This window comes from Nitrospira sp. (assembly GCA_016788885.1).
Lineage (GTDB): Bacteria > Nitrospirota > Nitrospiria > Nitrospirales > Nitrospiraceae > Nitrospira_A.
In genome coordinates, this window is record JAEURX010000010.1 from 57336 (window position 1) to 80865 (window position 23530).

Annotated in this window: 17 protein-coding genes; all 17 read left to right on the top strand. The window is 61.2% G+C overall.

All coding sequences use genetic code 11. The annotated features are described in order from the left end of the window. Positions 1 to 44: 44 nt before the first annotated feature. The 17 genes from JNL86_02370 (at position 45) to JNL86_02450 (ending at position 23514) form a co-directional block, all read left to right on the top strand. On the top strand, positions 45 to 893 hold the full coding sequence (locus JNL86_02370) for a hypothetical protein (protein ID MBL8041746.1): 849 nt from the start codon (positions 45 to 47) through the stop codon (positions 891 to 893). Continuing rightward, positions 890 to 1585: a hypothetical protein gene (locus tag JNL86_02375; GenBank protein ID MBL8041747.1), complete on the top strand. Its 696-nt coding sequence runs from the start codon at positions 890 to 892 to the stop codon at positions 1583 to 1585. Before JNL86_02370 ends, JNL86_02375 begins: the two co-directional genes overlap by 4 nt. Before the next feature lie 166 nt (positions 1586 to 1751). After that, positions 1752 to 3026, top strand: a complete 1275-nt coding sequence (locus tag JNL86_02380; protein ID MBL8041748.1) for a DUF4157 domain-containing protein — start codon at positions 1752 to 1754, stop codon at positions 3024 to 3026. Beyond that, positions 3023 to 5068: a DUF4157 domain-containing protein gene (locus tag JNL86_02385; protein MBL8041749.1), complete on the top strand. Its 2046-nt coding sequence runs from the start codon at positions 3023 to 3025 to the stop codon at positions 5066 to 5068. Before JNL86_02380 ends, JNL86_02385 begins: the two co-directional genes overlap by 4 nt. Before the next feature lie 38 nt (positions 5069 to 5106). Beyond that, the gene (locus JNL86_02390; GenBank protein MBL8041750.1) at positions 5107 to 5757 is read left to right on the top strand and encodes a hypothetical protein; all 651 of its coding nucleotides are present in this window, start codon (positions 5107 to 5109) and stop codon (positions 5755 to 5757) included. 35 nt (positions 5758 to 5792) lie between these two features. Further along, positions 5793 to 6152: a LysM domain-containing protein gene (locus JNL86_02395; protein MBL8041751.1), complete on the top strand. Its 360-nt coding sequence runs from the start codon at positions 5793 to 5795 to the stop codon at positions 6150 to 6152. Continuing rightward, the gene (locus JNL86_02400; GenBank protein ID MBL8041752.1) at positions 6145 to 7269 is read left to right on the top strand and encodes a hypothetical protein; all 1125 of its coding nucleotides are present in this window, start codon (positions 6145 to 6147) and stop codon (positions 7267 to 7269) included. The genes JNL86_02395 and JNL86_02400 overlap by 8 nt, the downstream gene beginning before the upstream one ends. Then, entirely contained in the window at positions 7266 to 7781 is a 516-nt protein-coding gene (locus tag JNL86_02405; GenBank protein ID MBL8041753.1) for a baseplate assembly protein, read from the top strand. Before JNL86_02400 ends, JNL86_02405 begins: the two co-directional genes overlap by 4 nt. A gap of 159 nt (positions 7782 to 7940) precedes the next feature. Then, a complete protein-coding gene (locus JNL86_02410; protein ID MBL8041754.1) occupies positions 7941 to 8264 on the top strand; it encodes a hypothetical protein in 324 nt (107 codons plus the stop codon). A gap of 2 nt (positions 8265 to 8266) precedes the next feature. Then, entirely contained in the window at positions 8267 to 8632 is a 366-nt protein-coding gene (locus JNL86_02415; protein ID MBL8041755.1) for a GPW/gp25 family protein, read from the top strand. After that, the gene (locus tag JNL86_02420) at positions 8629 to 11112 is read left to right on the top strand and encodes a putative baseplate assembly protein (protein MBL8041756.1); all 2484 of its coding nucleotides are present in this window, start codon (positions 8629 to 8631) and stop codon (positions 11110 to 11112) included. Before JNL86_02415 ends, JNL86_02420 begins: the two co-directional genes overlap by 4 nt. Then, complete coding sequence (locus JNL86_02425) at positions 11109 to 13922, top strand: putative baseplate assembly protein (GenBank protein ID MBL8041757.1); 2814 nt, start codon at positions 11109 to 11111, stop codon at positions 13920 to 13922. Before JNL86_02420 ends, JNL86_02425 begins: the two co-directional genes overlap by 4 nt. Continuing rightward, a complete protein-coding gene (locus tag JNL86_02430; GenBank protein MBL8041758.1) occupies positions 13919 to 16000 on the top strand; it encodes a hypothetical protein in 2082 nt (693 codons plus the stop codon). The genes JNL86_02425 and JNL86_02430 overlap by 4 nt, the downstream gene beginning before the upstream one ends. A 52-nt stretch (positions 16001 to 16052) precedes the next feature. Then, a complete protein-coding gene (locus JNL86_02435) occupies positions 16053 to 19370 on the top strand; it encodes a right-handed parallel beta-helix repeat-containing protein (protein MBL8041759.1) in 3318 nt (1105 codons plus the stop codon). 29 nt (positions 19371 to 19399) lie between these two features. Continuing rightward, positions 19400 to 19726 carry a hypothetical protein gene (locus JNL86_02440; protein ID MBL8041760.1) on the top strand — a complete coding sequence of 109 codons (327 nt, stop codon included), beginning with the start codon at positions 19400 to 19402 and terminating at the stop codon, positions 19724 to 19726. A gap of 30 nt (positions 19727 to 19756) precedes the next feature. Beyond that, positions 19757 to 22297, top strand: coding sequence for a DUF4157 domain-containing protein (locus tag JNL86_02445; protein ID MBL8041761.1), 2541 nt, complete (start codon positions 19757 to 19759; stop codon positions 22295 to 22297). 47 nt (positions 22298 to 22344) lie between these two features. After that, on the top strand, positions 22345 to 23514 hold the full coding sequence (locus tag JNL86_02450; GenBank protein ID MBL8041762.1) for a DUF4157 domain-containing protein: 1170 nt from the start codon (positions 22345 to 22347) through the stop codon (positions 23512 to 23514). The last annotated feature ends 16 nt before the right edge of the window (positions 23515 to 23530 follow it).

Here is a 23530-nt window from a genome sequence, read left to right on the forward strand (position 1 = left end):
TGGGTTCTCGGCTTGAGGCCTGTGCCCGGCTACTCGGAGGGCTCATGCCAGACGCCGTCGACCAAGCGGCGAGCCTAGAGTCCGTCCTCTTGCCGGAATTTGACCAGTATGGGGAACTCATTGCTGCAACCGACCATCCGCTCGCCGGCCTCCTGCTGCGCGGCGAGGGTTCCGGCTTCACCGACCGTGTTCAAGGACTGTTGCGACAGTGGAATCTCGGGGAAGGGGCGGCGCTCGTTCACGCTCGTTTGGCGCATGCCTTCGAGCACAAACGATGTTTCCTGAAGCTTGAATGGTGTCGTCACGCCGATAGGATCGATCGCCAAGTGGCCGTCTACTATCGTCGTCGCCCCAAGCTTCATGAGGCCTTGAAGCTCGTGGCCCAATCGGCGGGGACCACTGTTGCGCTGGAGGATCTGCGTGAACTGGGCGCGCTGTTGGGAAAGGATACGGTTCACTTTGTGTCCGCCGTGATGCGGCCGGGAAGACCGATGTACTACAAACTCTATTTTTCTCAGTACGTCACGCCGGACTCGTTTCAAGCGGTTTTCATGCGATTGCAGCGGGCCCTCCACCGATTTGCCGGACAACCGGAGGCCGAGGCTCGGTGGGCGACTTATCACGATCGATTGTCGTCACGTCAACTCGCACATACGCTCTTTGTGTCTCTCGCGGTCTCCGAGGACGGGACGGATCCATCGTTGAAGATCGATTATCCGGGAGTCGTTCCGATCGTCGCGGCGGGCCTCCTCGATGGACCTCGTCTCCAGCAGGCGGAAGCCGGGTTGCGGAATCTCTGCGAGGCCGCCGGTCGTACGGACTTGTCCTATCTCGGGGTAAGAATTTGCTCCGAGGGAAATCCAGTGCTGAAAGGATATGCGGATTTCCGATGAGTCGCTGTGTTGTCCAACGGCTCCGTTGTCCCAACTGCGGTGTGGAGCAGGAGGAGAAGGTGTTTGTGAGCGTGAACGGGGCACGCATCAGGACCGCGGTGCAGCGGATCACCGAGGGGAACTGGGGTGAAGTGTCTTGCCTGGCTTGCGGACAACGCTACCTGGCGGATCCGCCACGGTTGTACAGCGATCTACCGGGCGGTGTCTGGCTGGTGCGATATCCGTTGGAGCAGCGAGGGCGGTTTAGTGGATTGGAAGCCGAGGCGGACAGGATTTTTTCACGCGAATTTCTCGAACGTCCACCTGCGGTGATTCGTGAACAGGCACAGGCCGTGCGCCGGCGGATTTGTTTCGGGCGGGAGCAATTTGTGGAGAAGCTGCTGGCCTTGCGCCATGCCATCGATGACCGTGCGTTGGAATGTCTGAAGCTGGGCCTCAGTCGCGATCTCATCGGACACCTCTTCATGCATGGACCCTGGGAGTGGTTGACGGTGGCGATCAATGAGCAGGGGATCGATCTGATCGCTGTGACGATGGCTGATCAGCGCCCCGTTCACCGCACCATCGTGCCGATCGATGCGGTACGACGCATAGAGGCGAATCTTCAACAGTATGCAGGGCTGTTCCCGGAGTTGTTCAATCAGCTCTACGTGAACGCTTCACGGTACGTGACGGAGCAGGTGCGTGCATGAACAGGCGGAACTGGAAGCTGGCCGCAGTACGATTGCCCGGGACACATCATGGGCAGGGCCAATGAGAACAGAAGCAAATCATCAGCAGGCTGACACTGTACGGAGCGGGGCAGGGCGTGTCGGTCTGCTGCAACGTCAGTGTGCCTGCGGTGGGACGAGCAGCCTCATGGGTACGTGTTCCGAATGTGAAAAAAAGAAGATGCTCGGCCAGCCGATGCCTGCCAAGTTGCAGATCAACGAATCGGGTGATGAAGATGAACGAGAAGCGGATCGGGTCGCGGCGCGGGTCATGGATATGCCGCACGGACAGCGTGAGGGCAGTACGGCACAGTCTCAGCCAGGTCCGCTCGCACTGCGTCGTACGGGCTGGTCATCCTCCGCTTTCGCAATTCCAGCGCCTCCGTTGGTGTCGAATGTGCTCGACGCATCTGGAGCGCCGCTCGATACGGCAACCCGCGCGTTCTTCGAGCCTCGTTTTGGTCATGATTTTGGAGGTGTGCGGGTTCATGCTGATCGGGAAGCGGCCGCGTCTGCCCATGCCGTCAACGCTCGCGCCTATACGATGGGCAACCACATTGCATTTGCTGACGGCCACTACAGGCCAACGACCAAGCCAGGCCAACGACTTATGGCCCATGAGCTCAGCCATGTCCTGCAGCAACGAGCATCCGCCGCAGTAGGAACCGTTCAGCGAAGTACCACTGAACAACCAGCAGCGGCCCCGGTAGAGCCGACTCATGCGCCACCGACAGATGCCGGTGCGAGGCAGGAGATCACGATCGGTGGGGAAACGTTCCGCCTCGTCGCGATCACCGAATCCTTGACTCCCCAGTCTGCAGCGTGGCGGTATCGCGTCGACGTACAAGATTACCTCAGCGCTTATCCGAATCTTGGAAGCGGTTGGTGGGCCGTGATCGTCAGGCCGGTGGATGGAGCGTTCTGTAACATCGGAGGCAACTGCCTGGGTTGGGCACTCGGCAACTTCGGTTTAGTCGATCCACCAGATCAGGTCTGGGGACTTGTGCCCACCTACCTGGAGTCGATCCGCCGTTCCGTCGCGGGACATCGATCCGCGCAGGAGACCTATCTGAAAGAAGTCGAAAGAGGGAAGATCGTCGCGCCGGCCATTTGGGACTATTTCATGGCTCAACAGTTTCAGGCCGTTCCCGTCGAAAGTGAGAGTGCCGCGAATTTGGCTCTCTATGGCAGTGGATTCAGCAGCCCGATGGATGGTCCCTCTCACATCGCGTTTCGCACTGCCGGCGGTGAGCTCTGGCTGTCCAAACCGAGTCCCTCGAAACCTCCCATCGTGCATGGGACCGCTGCGCAACTACGCGGAGGCCAAACGGGAGACGTGTTGCGACTCTATGCATGCGCTTCCGGTCCTCCGAACCAGATCGCGATCTCGCAGGGGCAGGGCCAAGGGAGTCCGACACCATGAGAAGCGTCGCGTCGGCTCTTAGCCGACCAACTCAACAGGGCGCCGGTTGCACGTCGGGCGAGACCAGACCCTCGTTGCTTCAGCGCACCTGCGCGTGCGGTGGCTCGGCAACGCTTGGCGGGGAGTGTGAGGCGTGCAAGACCAAGAAGTTGCTCGGTCAACAGGTCCAACCCAAGCTCACCATCGGGAGCCCACACGACGCCTATGAACAAGAAGCCGATCGTGTGGCCGAGCAGGTCATGCGAATGCCAGACCATGGTGCTCAGCTTCACGAGAAGGCACGTTCCGGCATTGCACCGCAAAGGGTGGCCAGGATGCCGCTCCTGCAACGGGAGAGCCAAGGGGACAGCCAGCCACCCGCCGAACCGGCCAAGCCGAAGGAAGAAGAGAGCTCATGCCCCAGCTGGCGCGCCGATCCTGACAGTATTTCGAAGCGCGCCGCCGAGTTCTACGCACGGAATCACCTGACGCCGCCGACGCAAGCCACCGTCGAACGCATCAACTGCGAGCCACCGGTGGCGAACGGGAACTATGGCTGCTACGTGCATTTTAGCGACGGCCTCGTGCTACGCGTGCTCGTTCGGCAGACCGATATCGTCGTCGGCACTGGTCCGGGCCCGATCACCACAGAGCATCCGCCGGCGGCCACTCCGCTGTGCTTCTACGACTACTCATGTCCTGAAGGAGCACTCGTCTTGACGGTGAAGCGCTGTCAAAGCGCCAAAGCCAGCCGCTCCGTCGGACCGCCCGCAGTGGCGCAACGGACTTCCGCTTCGGCATCGGCCGGCCCCCCCACGGCTCCGCCGGTGGTCCACGATGTGCTGGCGTCCGCAGGACACCCCCTCGATCACGCGACACGCACATTCTTTGAATCCCGGTTCGGCTTCGACTTTGGACACGTGCGCATCCATGCGGATCACAGCGCTTCGGAGTCGGCCCGCTCCGTCAAAGCCCTGGCCTACACCGTCGGGCACGACATCGTCTTTCGATCGGGACAATATGCGCCGACCTCACTGGCAGGCCGACATCTCCTCGCCCATGAACTGACTCACGTCGTGCAGCAGGGAGGCGCCGCGCATGCACTCCAACGTGACCCCGAGGACGAGGAGTCGTCGACTGAGAATTCCTCGAGTTGGACGGACACGGCCAAAGCCATTTGGGACAATCCCAGCGAAGAATTGGGCAAGCGCGCCGAAGAGGCTGCACTCAATCAATTGGATCGACTCGCGAACTCCCCCAGCACTCAATCTGCGCGATGGTCCGAGCCGGGCTGTCCCGCGACGTTTTGCCAGCCCTTCGCAGACGTGAATCGTGCCAAGGCGGAGTTGCTGTGGGCTCGACCAGTGTTGCTCGAAGGGATCAAACGCAAGGTCGATGCGCGAGTGGTTCCATTGTGGGAGACGTATCTCAACGGCGGGTCTCCACCGGTGGACCTCACCGCTTCTTTTGGGGCAGATTTTCAAGGAGCAGGCGTGACGATGTCCTCTGCCCAATACCTTGTTGGCGCGCTCCGCCGCCATCTCGAGCAGGCCCCTGCTTCGATACCGGCTGGCCCATCACGCGCCGTCGATTTCACCACACAACTATCATCCGAACGGCAAGATCTTGACCGGCCCAAGGGCGCCAGGGAGATGAACTTTGTGTCAGGCATACCGGGCAACCTGGCGGGCGGAGTGGGAAAAGACCAGCTCTCCAACCCAATCGGAGCGACGGCCTCGCCGCAAAACGATGCTCGGGATGCCACGATCCATGCCGATCTGGCAACCAATCCCGACGGAACGATCACGGTGACTCCTTCCGTTCGATTCACGGTGAAGGATACGGTCGACCTCTGTCCCGGCCATTGCGGCGGCATTCCCGAACAAGTCGCCACGGTTCCACTCTCTCGCTTTGAAGCCACGGCACTCACGGGGGATGTGCCCTTTGTCGTCGAATTCGACGCGCCGGCCATGGCGCAACTTTCATTTTCGATTCAAGGCCCGGCTGCTGGACAGACACCCGCCGGACAGGGGCAACCGCAACCCTCCAATGGAATGGGCTGAACGATGATGGGCGACAGACGAGAAAGGATCGGCCAGGGATGAGCAGCTTTCCCGGTTCCCCAAGACTTCTGAAGGGTGGCATCGTGTTGATCGACTCGGCCACGGCGCAGGTGCAACGGATCATCGCCCTACAGTACAACCCGGAGTCGCTTAGCCGGACGTTGCAAGTACAGGGGGCAAGCGAAGGTGGAGACCGGTCTGAAGCGCTCCGGCTGAAGGGGCCGGCGGTGGAGACCATCAAGCTGGATGCGGAAATCGACGCGACCGACGAGATGGAAGCCGGCGATCGCACGGTCGGAGAAGCCGGAATTTCTCCTCAGCTCGCGGCCCTCGAAACGCTGCTGTATCCCAGCACGGGACAATTGACCACGAACCATACGCTGTCCAGCCTGGGGACGCTCGAAATTTTGCCGATGGAGACCGCGTTGCCGCTGTTTGTCTTCGGGCAACATCGTGTCATCCCGGTCCGGTTGACTGATTTCAGTGTGACCGAGGAGGCCTTCGATCCGAACCTCAACCCCATTCGCGCGAAAGTCAGCCTGGGCATGCGGGTGCTGTCCGTCGACGATGTGGGGTTTACGCATAAGGCGGGCAGCTTGTTCATGAGTTATCTGCAGCAGAAGGAAGGGCTGCGCGCGAAGGCGCAGAGCGGCACCCTTGGTGCGCTCGGGCTGACGGGGATTCCGTGACGACTCACGCGCGCAGAGGATAGGAGGCTGAAGGAATGGCCGATCCATTACAGACACTCTTAGACAGTGCACTCAAGCCCAATCCCTTTCCGCCGACGAGCCGGTATTACGGGGTGAAGACCACGTCGGTCGTCGGGAGCGACGGGACCATGGTGGTGCATTTGCGGCGGCGCTTTGTGCCGGCGAGTGACCGATTTACCGTCGTCCAGGAGCATCGGGTGACGGCCGGCGAGCGGCCGGACCATCTCGCCAACACGTATCTCGGCGATCCGGAACAATATTGGCGCTTGTGCGATGCGAACGATACGGTGCGGCCTGACGCGCTCGTTGAACGGTTGAACGCGGTCGTGCACATCGCCTTGCCGGAAGGCGTCACGGGGGTTTCCGGTGCTTAACGGTGTTCATCTGACATTGTTGGCGGGACCGGTGGTCCCGTTTCCCGTCCCTCAGCCGGTGCTGGACGCCCTGACCGAGGTGCAGGTGACCAGCGCGACCGGCACGCCCGGCGGATTCCAACTGCAGTTGACGATTCAGAACAAGTCACCCCTACAGCAGGCATTCCTGGTTGCGGCGACGCGGACACCGATGATGCGAGTCATCCTGGTGGCAACCATCAACTTGATTCCTCACGTGCTGATGGACGGAGTGATCACCAACCAGGAGATCACCTCCGGCGACAAGCCGGGAGAATCGACGTTGACGATCACCGGCGAGGATCTCACCAAAGTCATGGACCTGCAGGCGTTCGACGGCTTGCCGTTTCCAGCCATGCCGGCTAACCTGCGCGTCACGGCTATTCTGGCGAAGTATGCGATCTTCGGCGTGATCCCACTCGCGATCCCGCCGATCGGCTTCGATGTGCCGATTCCGACGATGCGGATTCCGTCGCAGCAGGGAACCGACCTCAACTACATCCTCCAATTGGCCGAGGCAGCCGGGTACGTGTTCTACGTCGATCCGGGGCCAGTGCCCGGTACCAATACGGCCTATTGGGGGCCTCAACTGAAGGTGGGCATTCCGCAACCGGCGCTCAATGTCGATATGGATTTTGATCGCAATGTGGAGTCGCTCAGCTTCCAGTTCAACTCGACGAAAAAGGACCTGCCCATCGTGATGATTCACAACGCGTTGACGAAGGTGCCCATTCCCATTCCGATTCCCGACATCAACCCGTTGCAGCCGCCGTTGGGCCTGGTCGGTCCGCCGGTGACGAAACTGTCCATGTTGAAGGCGACCGGGAAACTCTCGGCGCCCGAGGCGCTCAATGAGGGACTGAAGGCGTCGAGCGAATCAATGGACGCGGTGACGGGGAGCGGCTCCCTGGATGTCGCGCGGTACGGTCGGCTGCTGACGGCGCGCGGGTTGGTCGGGGTGCGCGGGGCCGGGTTGGCCTTCGACGGGTTGTACTACGTAGACAGCGTGACCACGACCATCAAGCGCGGGAGCTGCAAGCAGAGTTTCCGTCTCACGCGGAACGGATTGGTCTCTATCACCCCGCTGGTGCCGGTATGAGTGACGCGCAGAAATATTACGGGAAGTATCGCGGCACGGTCTTGAACAATATCGACCCCATGCAAATGGGGCGGTTGCAAGTGCAGGTGCCGGACGTCGCCGGGTTGATTCCGACCTCCTGGGCCATGCCCTGTTTTCCCGCCAGCGGCAAGCAGATGGGCGCCTACATGCTGCCGCAAATCGGCGCGGGCGTCTGGGTGGAGTTCGAGCAGGGCAATATGGATTACCCCATCTGGAGCGGCTGCTGGTACGGCAGCGTCGCCGAAGTACCGGTGCTGGCGCTCGCTGGTATTCCTGCTAGTCCCAACATCGTGCTCCAAACGACGGCGCAAAACGCGATTGTGATCAGCGACGTCCCGGGCCCGACCGGCGGCATCATGTTGAAGAGCGCGACCGGCGCCACACTCATCGTGAACGATACGGGAATCTATATTCAAAACGGCAAGGGGGCGATGGTGACGTTGGTAGGACCTGCGGTCACAATCAATAATGGCGCCCTCACAATCATTTAGCAGGATACTGAAAATGACCCCCAGCGGCGTTCTCGTGTCATGCAGACCCTCAACGTACGACCAAGAATACGCTTCGGGCCTGCATTCACTGCGGCCTTGCTGTTTGCTCATGTTGAGCATCCAGCGACGATCTACGATTTATCAATGGAGCGAACACTGATGCCTGGTTTTCTCTTGCACCTCGGGGCGACCGTCATGTGTGCGCATGCGGGGCAGGCGACGCCGGTGGCCCCGAACCCGCGCGTGCTTGTCAGCGGGCAACCGACCGTGCCGATGAACAGTCTCTACGTGGTGGCCGGCTGCACGCTGCCACCGCCCACAGCCGCGAACGGCCCCTGCGTCACCGCGCAGTACATCACGGCTGCCACCAGAGTGACGAGCAACGGCCTGCCGTTGTTGCTGATCGATAGTCAGGCGATATGCGCGCCCTCCAGCACGCCGCTGCTCGCCTCGGTCACTCAAACCAGGGTCATGGGAGTGTAACGATGACGCAGGTGGATTTTCCCTATCGGTTTGATGCGCGTGGCCGCACCGCCGGCACGTCCGACGCCGACCACATTCGTGACCTCATCGAGCAGGTGCTCTTCACCCACCCCGGAGAGCGCGTCATGCGGCCGGATTTCGGGAGCGGCCTTTTGCAGTTGGTCTTTTCGCCCAACAGCGTGGTGCTGGCTGCCACCACTCAGATGCTGGTGCAGAGTTCGCTGCAACGCTGGCTCAGCGAATGGATCCTGGTGGAATCGGTGCAGGTGGAAGTCGTGGATTCAACGTTGCGGGTGACGGTGCAGTACGTGATCAAACAGACCGGCGCCCGCGTCGTCGGGACCTTCGTGCAAGGAGGGAGCGCGTGACGTATTCCTGTTGCGACGAGTTGCGTCGTCAGGTGGTGCGCAACCATCCGACCCTCAACGGAATCGATTTTCTGGAAGTCATTGATCATGCCGCGCCGACTGAGGCCGAGCGGCAACGGAAACTCGAGCTCCATTTTGTGAAGCCGTTGGGATCGCTGACATTGACGGTGAGCAACATCACGCTCGAAGGTGGAGAGCGCATCACCACGTTCCATGTACTGTCTGCCGTTGCGGGGAGCGGGCCCGCCGCCCATGTCCTGACCGTCGAAGTGGATCAGCCGGGTGACTTCTCTACGTACACTCTGCGTCTGGTGACCGATGCCTTGAATGATGCGGTGCCGTCCGGGATCGATCCGCAACTCTCCGCGATCGAGTTTTCGTTCAAGGTCGAATGTCCCAGCCCCTTCGATTGTGCTCCGCAACCGCACTGTCCGGAAGTCCCCGAACCGGCGCCGGTGATCGACTACTTGGCGAAGGACTATGCCAGTTTTCGCCGGGTCATGCTCGACCGGATGTCGGCACTGATGCCGGAATGGACCGAGCGTAGTCCCGCAGATCTCGGAGTCATGCTGGTCGAAGCCTTGGCCTATACCGCCGATCAATTGAGTTATCAGCAGGATGCGGTCGCGACCGAAGCCTACCTGGGGACCGCGCGGCGCCGCGTCTCTATCCGGCGTCATGCTCGTTTGATGGACTACTTCATGAGCGAAGGGTGCAACGCCAGGACCTGGCTGCACGTCCAAGTTTCCGCCGACGTGGTCCGGGTCGACCCCGCCAATCCGGCCATTCCCATCGGCACGAAATTTACGACATTTATCCAGGGGCAGCCGACCGTCATTGCCGACGATCCGCGGATCTACGAACAAGCCGACATGCTGTTTGAGGCCATGGAGTCCCTGCAGTCTCTCTATGCCGATCACAACGAGTTGCGATTTTACAGTTGGAGTGATCAACGCTGTTGCCTGCCGAAGGGATCGACCTCGGCTACTCTCGCTGGCCATCATCCGCAGCTGAAGCCGGGTATGATCCTCATGTTCGAGGAAGTCCTGGGTCCGGAAACGGGGTCATCCTCGGATGCCGATCCTACCAGACGTCATGTCGTGCGGCTGGATCAAGTGGTAGCAACGGCCGAGGGTGGCGGGCCGCTCACCGACCCGGTCACGAACCAGCCGATTACCGAACTCACCTGGCATCAAGAGGATGCCCTGCCGTTTCCATTCTGTGTCTCCGCCGCCACGAGCGCCGGCTATCGTGATGCCGTCACGTTGGTTCGCGGGAACCTCGTCCTGGCCGATCATGGGGTCACGCTGGCGGAAGAGTCGCTGGGCTCCGTGCCGGAGCCGTTTTTGGTCATGCCTCGATCGAAGGAGGCGGACCGATGTGCTTCGCTCACTCGTGAGTCGGTTCCAGTACGTTTCCGGCCGGGTCTGTCCCAAGGACCGCTCACGCATGCGGGGCCGGCCTACGACCATGCGAAATCGGCCGGGACTGCGCTGCAGTGGGACTTGCGTGAGGTGCAACCATCCATCAGCCTGACGGGAACCAAAGGCGCGGAGACGACGACTTGGACGGTGCGACGCGACCTGCTGAACAGCAGCGCGGAGGCGGATGAGTATGTCGTTGAAGTGGAGAATGACGGCAGCGGCACGATTCGCTTCGGAGATGATGTGCACGGTCGCCGGCCGGAATCGGGCACGGGGTTTACTGCCACCTATCGAGTAGGCAATGGACGAGCCGGGAACATTGGGGCGGATTCCCTGATCCACATCGCGCTCGCCCTTCCTGAAATCACCCTGGTGCGGAATCCGTTGCCGGCCGTTGGTGGGCAGGATCCGGAATCGTTGCAGGACGTGCGCCAGCGCGCGCCGGTGGCCTATCGGGTACAGGAGCGTGCCGTGACCGAGGCTGATTACGCCGAAGTGACCGAACGCCGAGCCGACGTGCAGCGGGCCGCCGCCACGTTTCGCTGGACGGGCAGCTGGCATACGGTCTTCGTGACGGTCGATCGTGAAGGAGGCGCCGTAGTGTCGGACGAGTTCGAGACCGACATCCGCGCCCATGTCGAGCGGTATCGCATGGCCGGTCATGACGTCGAGGTCGACGGCCCGCAGTTCGTGTCGTTGGAAATCGACCTGCATGTCTGTGTGCAGCCCGACCATTTCCGGAGCGACGTCGAGCGCGAACTTCTTGACGTGTTGAGCAATCGGGACTTGCCGGACGGCCGCCAGGGCCTGTTTCATCCGGATCGCTGGAGTTTCGGGCAGCCGGTGTACCTGAGTGCGATTTACGGGGCTGCCCATCAGGTCACGGGGGTGGAGTCCGTGGAGGTACGCACCTTCCAGCGGCAGGCTGTGCCGGAGAGTGCGGGATTGGATAGTGGACGTCTGGACATGGCCGCCCTGGAGATTGCCCGTTTGGACAATGACCGCAATTTCCCGGAGCATGGCCGGTTGACCGTCACCCTGGGAGGCGGGAAATGAGTCAGGATGCTCGGAACGAATGCGGCTGCTGCGCCGGCATCGAGGCTTCCACTCCCGGCCTGCTCGTCAATCGGCCGGGTCTTTCGGCGATTGCCTATCGCGTGGGGACCTACCGGACGTTTCGCCAAAGTCTCCATGCGCGCCTATCCGACGGACGCTGGCCGGTGTTGCGGGGCCTGCGAACACGCGACGACGATGACTTCACCATCGCGCTGCTCGACGCCTGGGCCGTCACCGGCGACATCCTCACGTTCTACCAAGAGCGTATCGCCAATGAAGCCTATGTGCGGACTGCCACGGAGCGGCTCTCGATTCTGGAGCAGTCGCGCCTGCTCGGATATCAACTTGGTCCAGGTCTGGCTGCGTCCACGCATCTGGCCTTCACGCTGGAAGACAATCCCGGCCTGCCGGCACAGGCGGCTCTGCCGATCACTTTGGCGGTCGGGACGAAGGTGCAGACAGTTCCCGGGCCGGATGAGCAACCCCAAACCTTCGAGACGGTTGAGGCCATCGAAGCGAGACCGGCGTGGAACGCGCTCCTGGCCCAGCAGACCTCCACGCAACCGCTGAGTTGGAACATGCCGGAGTTGTGGCTGTCGGGCAGTAACCTCGGCCTGACGGTGGGGGAGGTGGTACTGGTTGTCGTGGAAAGCGGCAGTGGTTTTGAAGCCTCAATCCGCCGCGTGACCAGGGTGATATCAGACCCTGATCGCCGCAGCACGAAGCTGTTACTCACAACCATGTCCACCAGTGCGAAAACTATCGCGGCGACTAAGCCGGGGGTCTATGTCCTACGAAGCCAGGCTTCGCCCTTCGGGCACAATGCGCCATTGCAGCCGCAATTCAATAGTAGCGGCGTGTTTCAAGGCACATTCAGTGAGTGGGCGTTGGACGCCGATGAGACGGTGACGCGCCTCACCCTCAGCAGCCGGAACGACAAGATCCTCAAGGATGGTTTCGTTGTCATCGAGCAAGACGATCCGGCGAACGGCACACGCATTTGGACGTTTGCCGTGGCGACCGATGTCGTCCATCGTTCAGTCGCGCGATACGGCATTGCCGGGAATGGAACGAGACTCAGTTTGAGCGCAGGTTGGACGAAAGCTTCGAGTTCGAAGTTGGATCTGCTGCGCACCATGACGGTCTCTGCTCAGAGCGAAGAACTCACCACGGCCGCCTTGCCGCTTCTATACCCGGTCTACGGTGAGATGCTGGCATTCGATCAACTGGTGGACGGTCTGATACCGGGGCGTCCTCTTGCCGTGACCGGTGTTCGCCAGGCGATTCGCCTGAAACATCCGGCCCCGTCACCATTCAAAGGGCACAAGGTCCCATGGGGTGGGCCTCAACCACCACCGGCTCTGGTGTTGGACGACGGGAGCTCAGTGTTGCTGCTGCCGGGCGATGTGCTTGGCATGACCGGCTGTCCGTCAATTGTGGATGGTTCATCGGTTCTTCCGTTGACGCCGGAGGACTTCGGGGCATCGCTGACGCAGGCTCCCTCGCCGTTGCTGCGGTTGCCGCTGATGGATCGGGACGGCCGTACGGGGCTCTTGGATATCGGCGCAGAGGAGATCGAGCTGGTCTCGTCGGATCCCGCCACTGAGACGGTGTCTGAAATTGTCCTCATCGACGAGGCGATTGGGACCAGCATCACCCAGGATCGCGATCGCACGACCGTGCAACTCGCAACGGCGTTGGTCAATGTATACGAGCGGGCGACGGTCCGCATCAACGCCAACGTTGCCGCAGCGACCCACGGAGAAAGCGTGAAGGAACCCTTGGGCAGCGGCGACGCGTCCACGCCGTATCAGCAGTTCATCTTGCGCCAACCGCCTCTGACCTATGTGAGCGCCGATACGCCGACCGGTTCAGCCTCGACGTTGAAGGTGTATGTCAATGAGGTTCTGTGGGAAGAGGTCCCGTTTTTCTACGGACACGGCCCCACCGAGCGTATTTACATCACGAGGCGAGATGACGAAGGCCGCACCACAATCCGCTTTGGCGACGGGATTTCTGGAGCGCGGTTGCCGACCGGCCAGAACAACGTGCGGGCCGAGTACCGCAAGGGCATCGGTCTTGGCGGACTCGCCCGGACCGGGCAATTGAGCCTCCTGATGAGTCGACCACTCGGATTAAAAGGGGTCCTGAATCCGGAGGCTGCGCAGGGAGCCGAAGATCCGGAGTCGAGAGACGACGCGCGTACGAACGCGCCGCTTACGGTGCTCACGCTCGATCGCGCGGTGTCGTTGCAGGATTACGAAGATTTCGCGAGGACGTTCTCCGGCGTCGCCAAGGCCCAGGCCGTCTGGGTCTGGGATGGCCGCAAGCGGAGCATTTTCCTCACGGTCGCCGGACCGGCTGGAGAACTGTTGGAGGAAGACGGCTCCGTCATCACGAAATTGAAAGCGTCATTGCGTACGTACGGAGATCCCTTTGTGGTGTTCACGGTGAAGCCGTACCGGCAGGCCTGGTTCGAAGTCGAAGGCACGGTCACGATCGATCCGGACCATGTGATCGAGGTGGTGATGGATGCGATATCCGCCGGCCTTCAGCAGCGGTATGCGTTCGAGGCCAGGGCCTTTGGGCAGCCGGTTGCGCTGAGTGAAGTGATCGCCGCAATCCAGGCGGTTCCCGGTGTCGTGGCGGTGGATCTGGACCGGTTCGCGCGCACAGACCAGTCGCTGCCGTCGATTCAGCCGCGCTTGATTGCCGATCGTCCGGCGATGGGTGCGGACGGGGTGGTGCCGGCGGCGGAACTGTTGTTGCTCGATCCCGAATCATTGACTCAACTGAAGGCGATCCAATGAATTCAGAAGCAGACAAACTGTATCAGCTTCTTCCCGCGATCTACCGCATTCGTGATGCGGAGCAGAACGGCGCGCTGCGTGCCTTGTGCGAGGTGTTGGCCGAAGATATCGCCGCGCTTCGGGAGAATCTCGATCAGCTCTACGACGATCAGTTCATAGAGACCTGCGCCGACTGGGTGGCGCCATACATCGGAGACTTGATCGGCTATCGAACCTTATACGCCGTTACCGATCGCACCCGCAGTGCCAGGGCGGAGGTGGCCAATACCATTGCCTACCGTCGCCGGAAAGGAACCGCGACCGTCCTGGAACAACTGGCCAGGGATGTCACCGGCTGGAATGCGCGGGCGGTGGAATTTTTTCAGTGGCTCGAAACCAGTCAATATATGAACCACCTGCGCCCGACCAATCTCGCGTCCGTGGACCTGCGGAATTGGGAAGCCTTGGAGCGGCGGGACACGGCCTTCAATGCGATCGCGCATTCCGTCGACATGCGGCGTATTGAGACACAGCAGGGACGCTACAATATTCCCAACGTCGGCCTGTTCCTCTGGCGCTTGGATGCGTTTGCGGTGCGCCGCTCGCCCGCCTTCCGCGTCGACGACGAACGGTTTCTGTTCAGTCCCTTGGGGAACAACCAGCCGCTCTTTACCCGACCACAGTCGGAGACGGACATCACGCACCTGGCCGAACCGTTGAACGTGCCGGAGCCGATCAGCCGCAGGGTGTTGGACACGTATCTTGCTCAATACTACGGCCCGCAATTGAGCCTGTTCCTCGAGGCGGACAATCTGGATACGAGCCTCGGGAAGGTGCAGGTCTGCAATCTGGCGGATAACGGTGCCACCTGGGCGCATCTTCCGGTGAGCAAGGTCTCGGTCGATCCGGTGCTGGGGAGAATCGCCGTTCCGCCTGGTACTCCGCCGGTCAATCTGCGCGTGACGTATCACTATGGGTTCAGCATGCCGACCGGCGGGGGATCGTACGAGCGAGGGAAAACCTTTGCGCTTGGCGGCGGCTTTGCGACGGTGACCCAGGGCCAGAGCCTGCAAGCCGCACTGACGGCAGCCCAGGCCGGCGGCATTGTGCAGATTGCCGACAGCGGGCGTTATGCAGAAACGTTGAGCGTGAACCTTCCTGCAGCCGCGAAGGTAGAAGTGCGCGCCGCCAACGAACATCGCCCGACGCTGGAACTCAACGGCGACTGGACGATCACCTTGGCGCCGGAGACGGAACTGACCTTGAACGGCCTGCTCATCACCGGCGGGCGGCTGCGCGTCGTTGCGGCGGGTGCCGTCGGCACTCGTATCCTGCGACTGCGCCACTGCACGCTGGTGCCGGGGCTGAGTCTGACCAGAGAGGGCGAGCCGGTGTCGCCGTCCGTGCCGTCGTTGGTGATCGAACGGGAGGGGGCCACCATCGAGATCGATCACTGCCTGCTGGGCGGCATCCGCGCGGTGGATAATACCGAAGTCTCAATGACCAATACACTCGTTGATGCGGCCTCGCCGACCGGCGTGGCCTATGCAGCTCTCGACGGCCAGGGCCCCGGCGGGGTGCTGAGCATCGTGAATTGCACGGTGATAGGCAAGGCGCATACGAAACGATTGGATCTCGCGTCGAATACGATCTTCGCGGCCGCCCTCGCCCCTGGCGACAGCTGGAGTCATCCTGTCTGGTCGGAGCAAAACCAGCAAGGCTGTTGCCGGTTTTCTTTCGTGCCGCTCAATTCGATTGTCCCCCGCCGGTACCGCTGCCAACCGGATTTGGCCGTGGAGGCGGCCCTGTTGGAAGCCGACCAGCCGAAGGGCAGCCTCACCGCTCCGCAAACAGAGGCTATCACGCTGGCGACGCAGGCGCGTGTCCGGCCGGCCTTCACCGCTCGCCGCTATGGGCAGGCCGTTTATGGGCAATTGGCAGGACATTGTCCGGAGGAAATCCTTCGTGGGGCGGACGATGAATCTGAAATGGGAGTGTTCCACGACGTCTTCGCTCCGCATCGGGCAGACAATCTGCACATTCGATTGCAGGAGTATCTGAGGTTCGGGCTGGAGGCAGGCATCTTCTATTCGACGTAACCTCCGGTCATGACTATGGAAGTGAAACGAACGATCTAGCAGGAGAGCGCACATGAGTGGCGATTACAGCCGTAAACGATTCAACCCCGAAAAGCTGTACCAGGGAGTGCTTCGGCAGCAGGGGCGCGTGGACCTCGATGCCGACTGGAATGAGTATGTGGATCTGCAGGATCGTCGCTGGCGCGCGGAGACCATCGATGTGGTGGGACGCTGCGGCGTGCCGGATGAGACGCCGGACGGATTCAAGATCGAAGTCAACGGCGGAGAATTGACCGTCGGACAGGGGCGGATGTATGTCGACGGATACCTGGCCGAGAACCATGGGACTGCGCCGGTACTCGATGCGACGATCGAAGAACAGTACGGCACCGCGGCGCTGCCGGTGAAGGATCAGCCCTTTGGAGGGCCGGTGACGATTCCGTCTCAGGTGCGGTCGCTGGTCTACTTAGACGTGTGGCGCCGGGAAGTCACATATCTGCAGGCGCCGGACCTTATCGAGCCGGCAGTGAACGTGGATACAACCACCAGGAACCAGACCGCCTGGCAGGTCAGGATACTGGGTGGCATCCCGGCGGAGGTCAATTGTGAGACGCCCTTGGAGGATGTTCCCGGTTGGCCGGCGAGAAATCGCCCCTCGTCCGCGCGACTGACGACCACCACGGTGGCCGTCACCACGGAGCCAGACCCTTGTCTCGTGCCGCCGACGGGCGGGTACCGCGGCCTGGAGAACCACCTGTATCGCGTCGAAGTGCACAGTGCGACGAACACGACGGCCAAGGTGAAATGGTCGCGTGAGAATGCGCATGTTGCGACCGCCCTGGTCGAAATCATGGCCGGCCGGACAACCGTGCGCGTGGAAAGCCTGGGGCGCGACAATGTGCTGCGGTTCAAGACCGGAGACTGGGTGGAATTGACCAGTGATGCGCGCGAGTTCGCCGGCTTGCCTGGTGAGATGCGCAAAGTGACGGTCGATGACACCAACAAGACATTGACGTTCACCCCGGCCTTGCCGATCGCCGATTTCCCCCAGGGAGTGGCCGATGCGACGAAACATCTGCGCGTGATCCGGTGGGATCAAACCGGGATAGTGCGCAAACCCGACGGATCGCAATTGGTCAACCTGGACCTCACCACCGACGGGTTGATCGAATTGTCTGCAGCCAATCCCAGTTTCCTGTTGGAGCATGGGGTGCAAGCGACTCTGACGGTCCAGGCAGGGGGGACAGCACAGAGCGGCGATTACTGGTGTTTCGCGGCCAGGACCGCGGATGCCGATATCGAACGTCTCGATCTGGCGCCTCCGCTCGGGCTGTATCACCATTATTGTCATCTCGCGATCATCGAAGCCGACGGAGACATTCACGATTGCCGGACCGTGTTCCCTCCGCTCACGGAGCTCACACCCGGCTGTTGCACGGTGGTGGTGCGGCCCGGTGAGGATATTCAGGCCGCCCTCGATTCCCTTCCGGAAGCGGGCGGATGCGTCTGTCTCAAAGTCGGCGAGCACGAAATTGAGGCGCCGATCCGGATCGAACAATCCAACGTGTCCTTGCACGGGGAAACCGTGGGGGCGCGAGTCGTGCGCAAGAACGGCACGGAGCTTCTGCACATCGGGCATCCCGACGGGTTGCTGTTGGAGCATGTCACCGTGTCGGGGGTGTCCTTCAAATTGGCGACCAAACCCCAGCAAGGACAAGGGCTGCAAGGGATGGTCACGGTGGACCGTTGCCGCGAGACCACAATCGAGCGCTGCGTCCTGCACGCGCAGACATTGAACCAGGTGGCCGGTCTCGTCATCAGCCGCAGCACCGATGTGCAGGTCATGCACTGCGTGATCGACAACGTGCAGTACGGAATCTGGACACTCGCCGACACGACCGGCCTCGTCGTGGTCGGCAACAGTTTCGATGCCGCGAACAAGCGCCAGAGCGACGGGGGTCTGGTGGCGCTGCTGTTACAGGACCTGTCGTTCCCGGCGCGCATTGAAGACAATCGTATCCTGGGTTTCGTGTTCGGTATTGTGCTGAACAACGGTCTTTTGACCGGCGCGCCTTTTTCGCTGGCCGCAGGATCGACCATTACCGGGAACTACATCGTGCGATTGGGTGTTGCATTAGAGAATGCCACCATCAAGGCCTTCGGGATCGATGTGGCCGCCGATGGCTGTGTCATCAGCGACAATATTCTTCTCTACAATTCTCCCGAGTACGGTGGCATCTCGGTGAGCGGCCGGAACGCAGTCGTGGAACGCAATCAACTCCGTTCGATGCTGAAAGAAGCCGGAACAGTCCGCCCCATCGCGCTGCTATTGGCCAAACTTGGCGCGAACGGCAGTCTCGGATCAATCGGGGGGAGGCTGTCGGGCAATCTTCTCCTCGGGGTCCAGGATGGGATTGTGGTGATCGGCAATGAAGGGGCCGAGCTGCTCGATAATCGAGTGGAGAGTGAAACGCAGGAAGTGGGATTCGGGATTCTGTTGGTCGCGTCCAGTCGCGCGCGTCTGCAGGGGAATCGTCTCACCAATACGACCTGGCCCATCGCGACCAGTGGTGGCACGGCCAATGTGCTGGTCGACAACAGTCTAATGCGAGGGGGCGGAGGCATCACGGCCGTCTTTCATACCTCCTTCACGTGCAGCCAGAATCGCGTGGAGGACATGCGGCATTGGGGCATTCTGAGTCTGGTCGGGTTTGCCAAGTGTGCCCTGACCGAGAACCGGGTGTTGAACTGCGGTTACCAACAGGCGCCGTCGATCGGCATCGGCGCTTCTCAGCAGCTTGGCGAATTGTGTGTGGAATCCTGTGAGGTGATGAATACGGGCGTGTCGCCCGACAACGCGACGATCAGCGCGCTCTCGTGGGGTGTCATCGCGGATTTGATTTTGGAGGCGCGCGTGCAGAGCAATTTGATCACCTACGCCAACGCTGCCTTGTTGGATGCCAATCTGGAGCACCGCGCGCTGTGGATGCGCGGCTGGTTGGAGCAGGCGATCACGTTGGGCTCGGGCCAGCTTGTCTTTGGATTCAGCGCGCAGATTCTCGACAACAAATTCCTGGGGCCAGGCCGGACGGCCTTAGTCGAGGTCGCCCAACAGAATGTGAGCGACAATCTGTTTCGCCGCTTCGAACGGCTCTTCTTCAGCAATAATTTTTGTTGGCATTTCAGCGTGGCCGCTCAAGGAACGGCTACGGTGTCGCTCTCGGCCAGGAGCGCGATTGTGATGGGCAACCACATCAAGACGAATGTGCCGATCCCGTCCGTGGATTTCCATGGCATGAAGGAGGCCGTCTATATGGGGAATCTGGCTCAGGCCAATCCCGTGAATTTCGGCGGCCTTCCGTCGCCGATCTCCGGCTTCAATCGACCATAGGTCTGGCAGGCAGCTAAAGGAGAATACAGATGGCAACCTTGAATCAGATGGTAGCAGAACAGGCGAAGGTGATCGGCGAGGCCAGGGCGTCCCTGGAGGCGGCATTCAAGAAACCACCGACCCAGGTCGCCACGATTGCGGCAAGGGAGGCGACGGTGGCCGAGTTAAAGACGCGGGTCGCCAATCTCGCCGAGGCCAAAGCCACCTTCACCCGGCAGATCGATCAACAGTCGACGGGATATCAGGCAGAGATCACGGCGTTGGAAAAAGCGATTGAAGAAGACAAGAAACGGTTCGGCGATCAACCGACGCCGACGCCTCCTCGCCCGATTCGGGGAAAGGGGCGGGGGAAATAACGGCTGCGGCTGCCTTGGTATGAGACGTCGATGGAGCGGGTCGAACAGGCCAGAACAACGTCCGTGCAGAAGCCAGGCACGCCGACACTGCGCCGGAACGCATCGCTGTCCGGGCCTGCCGGCGACAAATCTTCATCAGGCGAGTCGGCAGACTCGATAGAATCGCTTTCCATTTCCTCTCAATTCTTCCACCACCCGAACCGGTTCACGATCTTTCCGCAAGGACCGGCTTCGACCGAAGCCGCGGTGAGTGCGCCAGGTCCGATTCCATACCGGGCCGGCATGGAGCGGGCGTTTGCGGCTGATTTGTCAAGCGTACGGGCCTATTGCGGCGCCTCCGCTCTCCTGGCAGACAGCGGTGCCCGTGCCGCCGCTTGGCCGGAAACGATCGCCTTTGCGTCTGCCAACCCCGCTCCACCTGTGGTGGCGCATGAAGTCGCGCACATCCTGCAGTATCGCCGGACTGCGTCTCCGTCGATCGGCCGTGGTCGAGAGACAAGCCACCGCGATGCGGCGGAGCAAGAGGCCGGTCGCGCTGCGGCAAACTTCAAGGCCGGTGCGCCCATTCGCCTATTCGCCAGTCCGGTCGTGGCGCCGATGTTCTACACCGATGAGGAAGACCTCGATTCAGAGGAATTTCTTGCGGAACGCCCGCCACAGTTTGTGGATCAGGAGGTGGGAACCTGGGGCAATACGTGGCCGGCAAGTTTAGTCGCGCGCGAACGATTGCCTGTGAGCGTGCCCGCCACCCAGCGCAGTCATGCCATCGTGGAAGCTATTGCCCGGAAGGAGCCGATCGTGATTCTGCATGAATACGATCGACTCTGGCTCTATCGGCTGGAATGGGAAGGGCTTTCCAGCCGCTATTCTCGCTTCACCAACGCGGAAACGATCTTCCACGAAGGGACTGCGGAACGGGGAGATTACTCGGTGTCCAATGTTCAGGGGCGACCGGAAGTCGAGGCCTTCGTGACGGAGGATGGCGGTGTCCTGTCACCACCGGGCGCCGGCAAGTTGTTTGCCCACACCGGCGGAGAGTTCGAAGATCCGCTGGTGTCGACGTTTCAAAATGCGTCGGCCTTCCTCGGCGGAATGTACAAGGGGTTGGAGGCCGCCGATTTCGAGGCCTTGTCGGCAAAACTGCGTCGCATGGCGGCGCTCAATACGATCTTTCCGACCCCGTTTGCGATCGGCGCTGTTCGCGGCCTGGCCGACCAAATGCTCGGCTATGTGCAGTTGTTGAACCCCCGGCAGTGGGCAGCTCTCGAAGCGGCCGCGCGTGAAACAATCTTGATGCTGAACGATCCGGACGGGGAGGACCTGGCTACTACACTGGGGAAAGAGTTCGGACGAACCCAGGCGGCCACGGTGAACACCTTAGTCCAGCAGAGCCTGCCGGTTTTCGCTTACGAAGTCGGGAAGTTGATCGGCCCGACGATCATCGAACTCCTGCTCGCTCTGGTCGGCATTGAAATCGGCCCGGTGGCCATGCTCCAAAAATCACTGGCCGCCATGAAGCAGGTGCCTCGAGTCGCAGGTCTTGTCCGCGACGTGGCCCTGGTCCTGCCTGATCTTCCCATTGGTCCCTCGATGTCGTCGAAACTCATTCCAGATGAGGCACCGGTCGGCCAGGCTCTCACTGAGGCGCTTTCCCCGGAGGGCCTGCCGGTGCCAAGGCCGGTCCCGCGCGGGCTTCCCGATCTGTCATCGGAAGAACTGGCGTTTTTGGCCAAGACCGGCAATCCGACGGAGTTTCCCTCAGGCTTACCGCAAGAGCTGGCCGATCAGGAACTGGCAATCGTAAAACGTTCCCGGAAGGAGGCCATCAGCGGGGGCGATGGAACCTATGTCAACGAGGTGGATCTCGGGAACGGACACCGGTGGAGAGAGCAGCCCAATGGAACCTGGTGCCGGTTCTCAAATCGCCCCGCCAATTGCACCGTGCTGATCCAAGAGCTCGGCCACCAGGCGCCGGGGACCGTGGTGGCGTTTGCGGCCAGGAAGAGCAGCCTGCGAGACCTGTATTTCAGCTGGGCGGAAAACAGGGCGGGCGCCAAGGTTGAGGTGGCCTTGCTCCGGAGCAGAGGAACACCGGACTATCCGGAAGGGACGTATGTGGTGGTTGTCGGCGGCGCAGATGAGTTCGTCTATCCGGGGGACAAGAGCGAGCAATGGATCATGATCGCCCACAGTCATCCTGGTGCATCGGTACAGCCCGGTTATGCGAATCCTTCGGGCGTCGACATGCGGTTGAGCTTGCGCGGAACATTCGGCCAGACGAAGGGGCGTATCCAAAAATGGATCCATTCCCAGGCGCCGGACGGCACGTGGCGCGAGGTGGAATATGGATTAGATCTGGATCGTGAACAATACTACGTGCAACCCACCGGCGGAGCGCCGATCTTCTTCGATGAGCTCACTCCTGAAAACCTGCCGCGAGATGCCGCCCTCAGGTATTGGGAGCTGGAGAAGAGCGGGATGGAACGCGCGCGGATCGATTTGATGATCGAACAGAACGGCATCGAGTATTATCTCGGCTGGTATGCGCGGCAATTCCGATTTGAGCAGTAGGGCAGAGTGGCTGGACAGGCCGTGGATGGTGACTTCGGAGGTGTGTGATGACACGAAGGTTGCAGACCCAATCACGTCCTTCTGCGGGGCGCAATACACAATCCTGCTCCTGCGGCAATACCTGTCAGGATTGTCGCGCCAGACAGAACAGTACATTGCTGCCGCATGCCTGGACGGGTCCGGTGCCGTCGCTGGTGCCAGAAGTGCTCGCGTCGCCCGGAGCGCCGCTGGAGTCCCGACTCCGCGGGCAGATGGAGTCACGGTTCGGCCATGATTTCGGAAAGGTGCGTGTGCACCAGGATGGACGGGCTGCAGCCTCAGCCGCGGCAGTTCAGGCGAGGGCCTACACGGTCGGGCACCAGATTGTGCTGGGATCAGCCGCGGCCGGAATGATGGGCAGCGATACCATGCCGCTGCTGGACCACGAATTGGCGCATGTCGTGCAACAGGACCGGGCCGCGGGTACTTCGCATTCCGTCGGTGTCTTGCAACGTGCCGGTCTCGATGAGCCGATCGTCCAGGCTCCGTCCGCCTCTGCTTCGAGTGCGCCGGAGAACCAAGCCGCGGGATTGCCCGAGCCGGACTGCAACACACGCGTGGCCGATCTGTTCCTGCTCGGCGCCATTTCGTGCCCGCAGCGATCGGAATGTTGCTTTGCCCAAATCCATGACCGGAAGAATAGAAACCTCACGGGCATCTTCCGCGCAGACCATCAATTGGAAGGCAGGCCCGACTGCGAGTACGGGGACCAAAAACACCACGATTTCTGGCTGGCCAATCACTGGCGGATTGTCGAGATCACGACGTCGGCGCTGACGGTGATGAACATGTGCGGGCGCGAGGAAACGTTGGATGTGGAAGGGATCGGCACGGTCAAGGGAGAGCCGGCTTCGGCTACCGTTCCCGCTCGTGCGCCCTCTTCGGCGTCGCTGCCGCCGCACATTGTGGACCATACCCAAGGCATGTGGGGCAAGTCGCACAAGATCCACTACGATGATCAATGCAATGCGGTTCATTTCGTTCCCAATGAGCCAGGAAAAGAGACCAAGATGTATCGTTGGGACGCGGCGCAGCAGAGCTTTGTCAATGAACACGATCCCACCGATACCAAAACACCAGGTCAACTCGAGAAATTCGCGGGGGTGGTGTTGAAGGAGTATGTAGACGGCGAATGGCAAGGAACCAACTGTGGCGACATGCCGAGGTGGGCGTTGTGATCTCCGATCGAGGCCA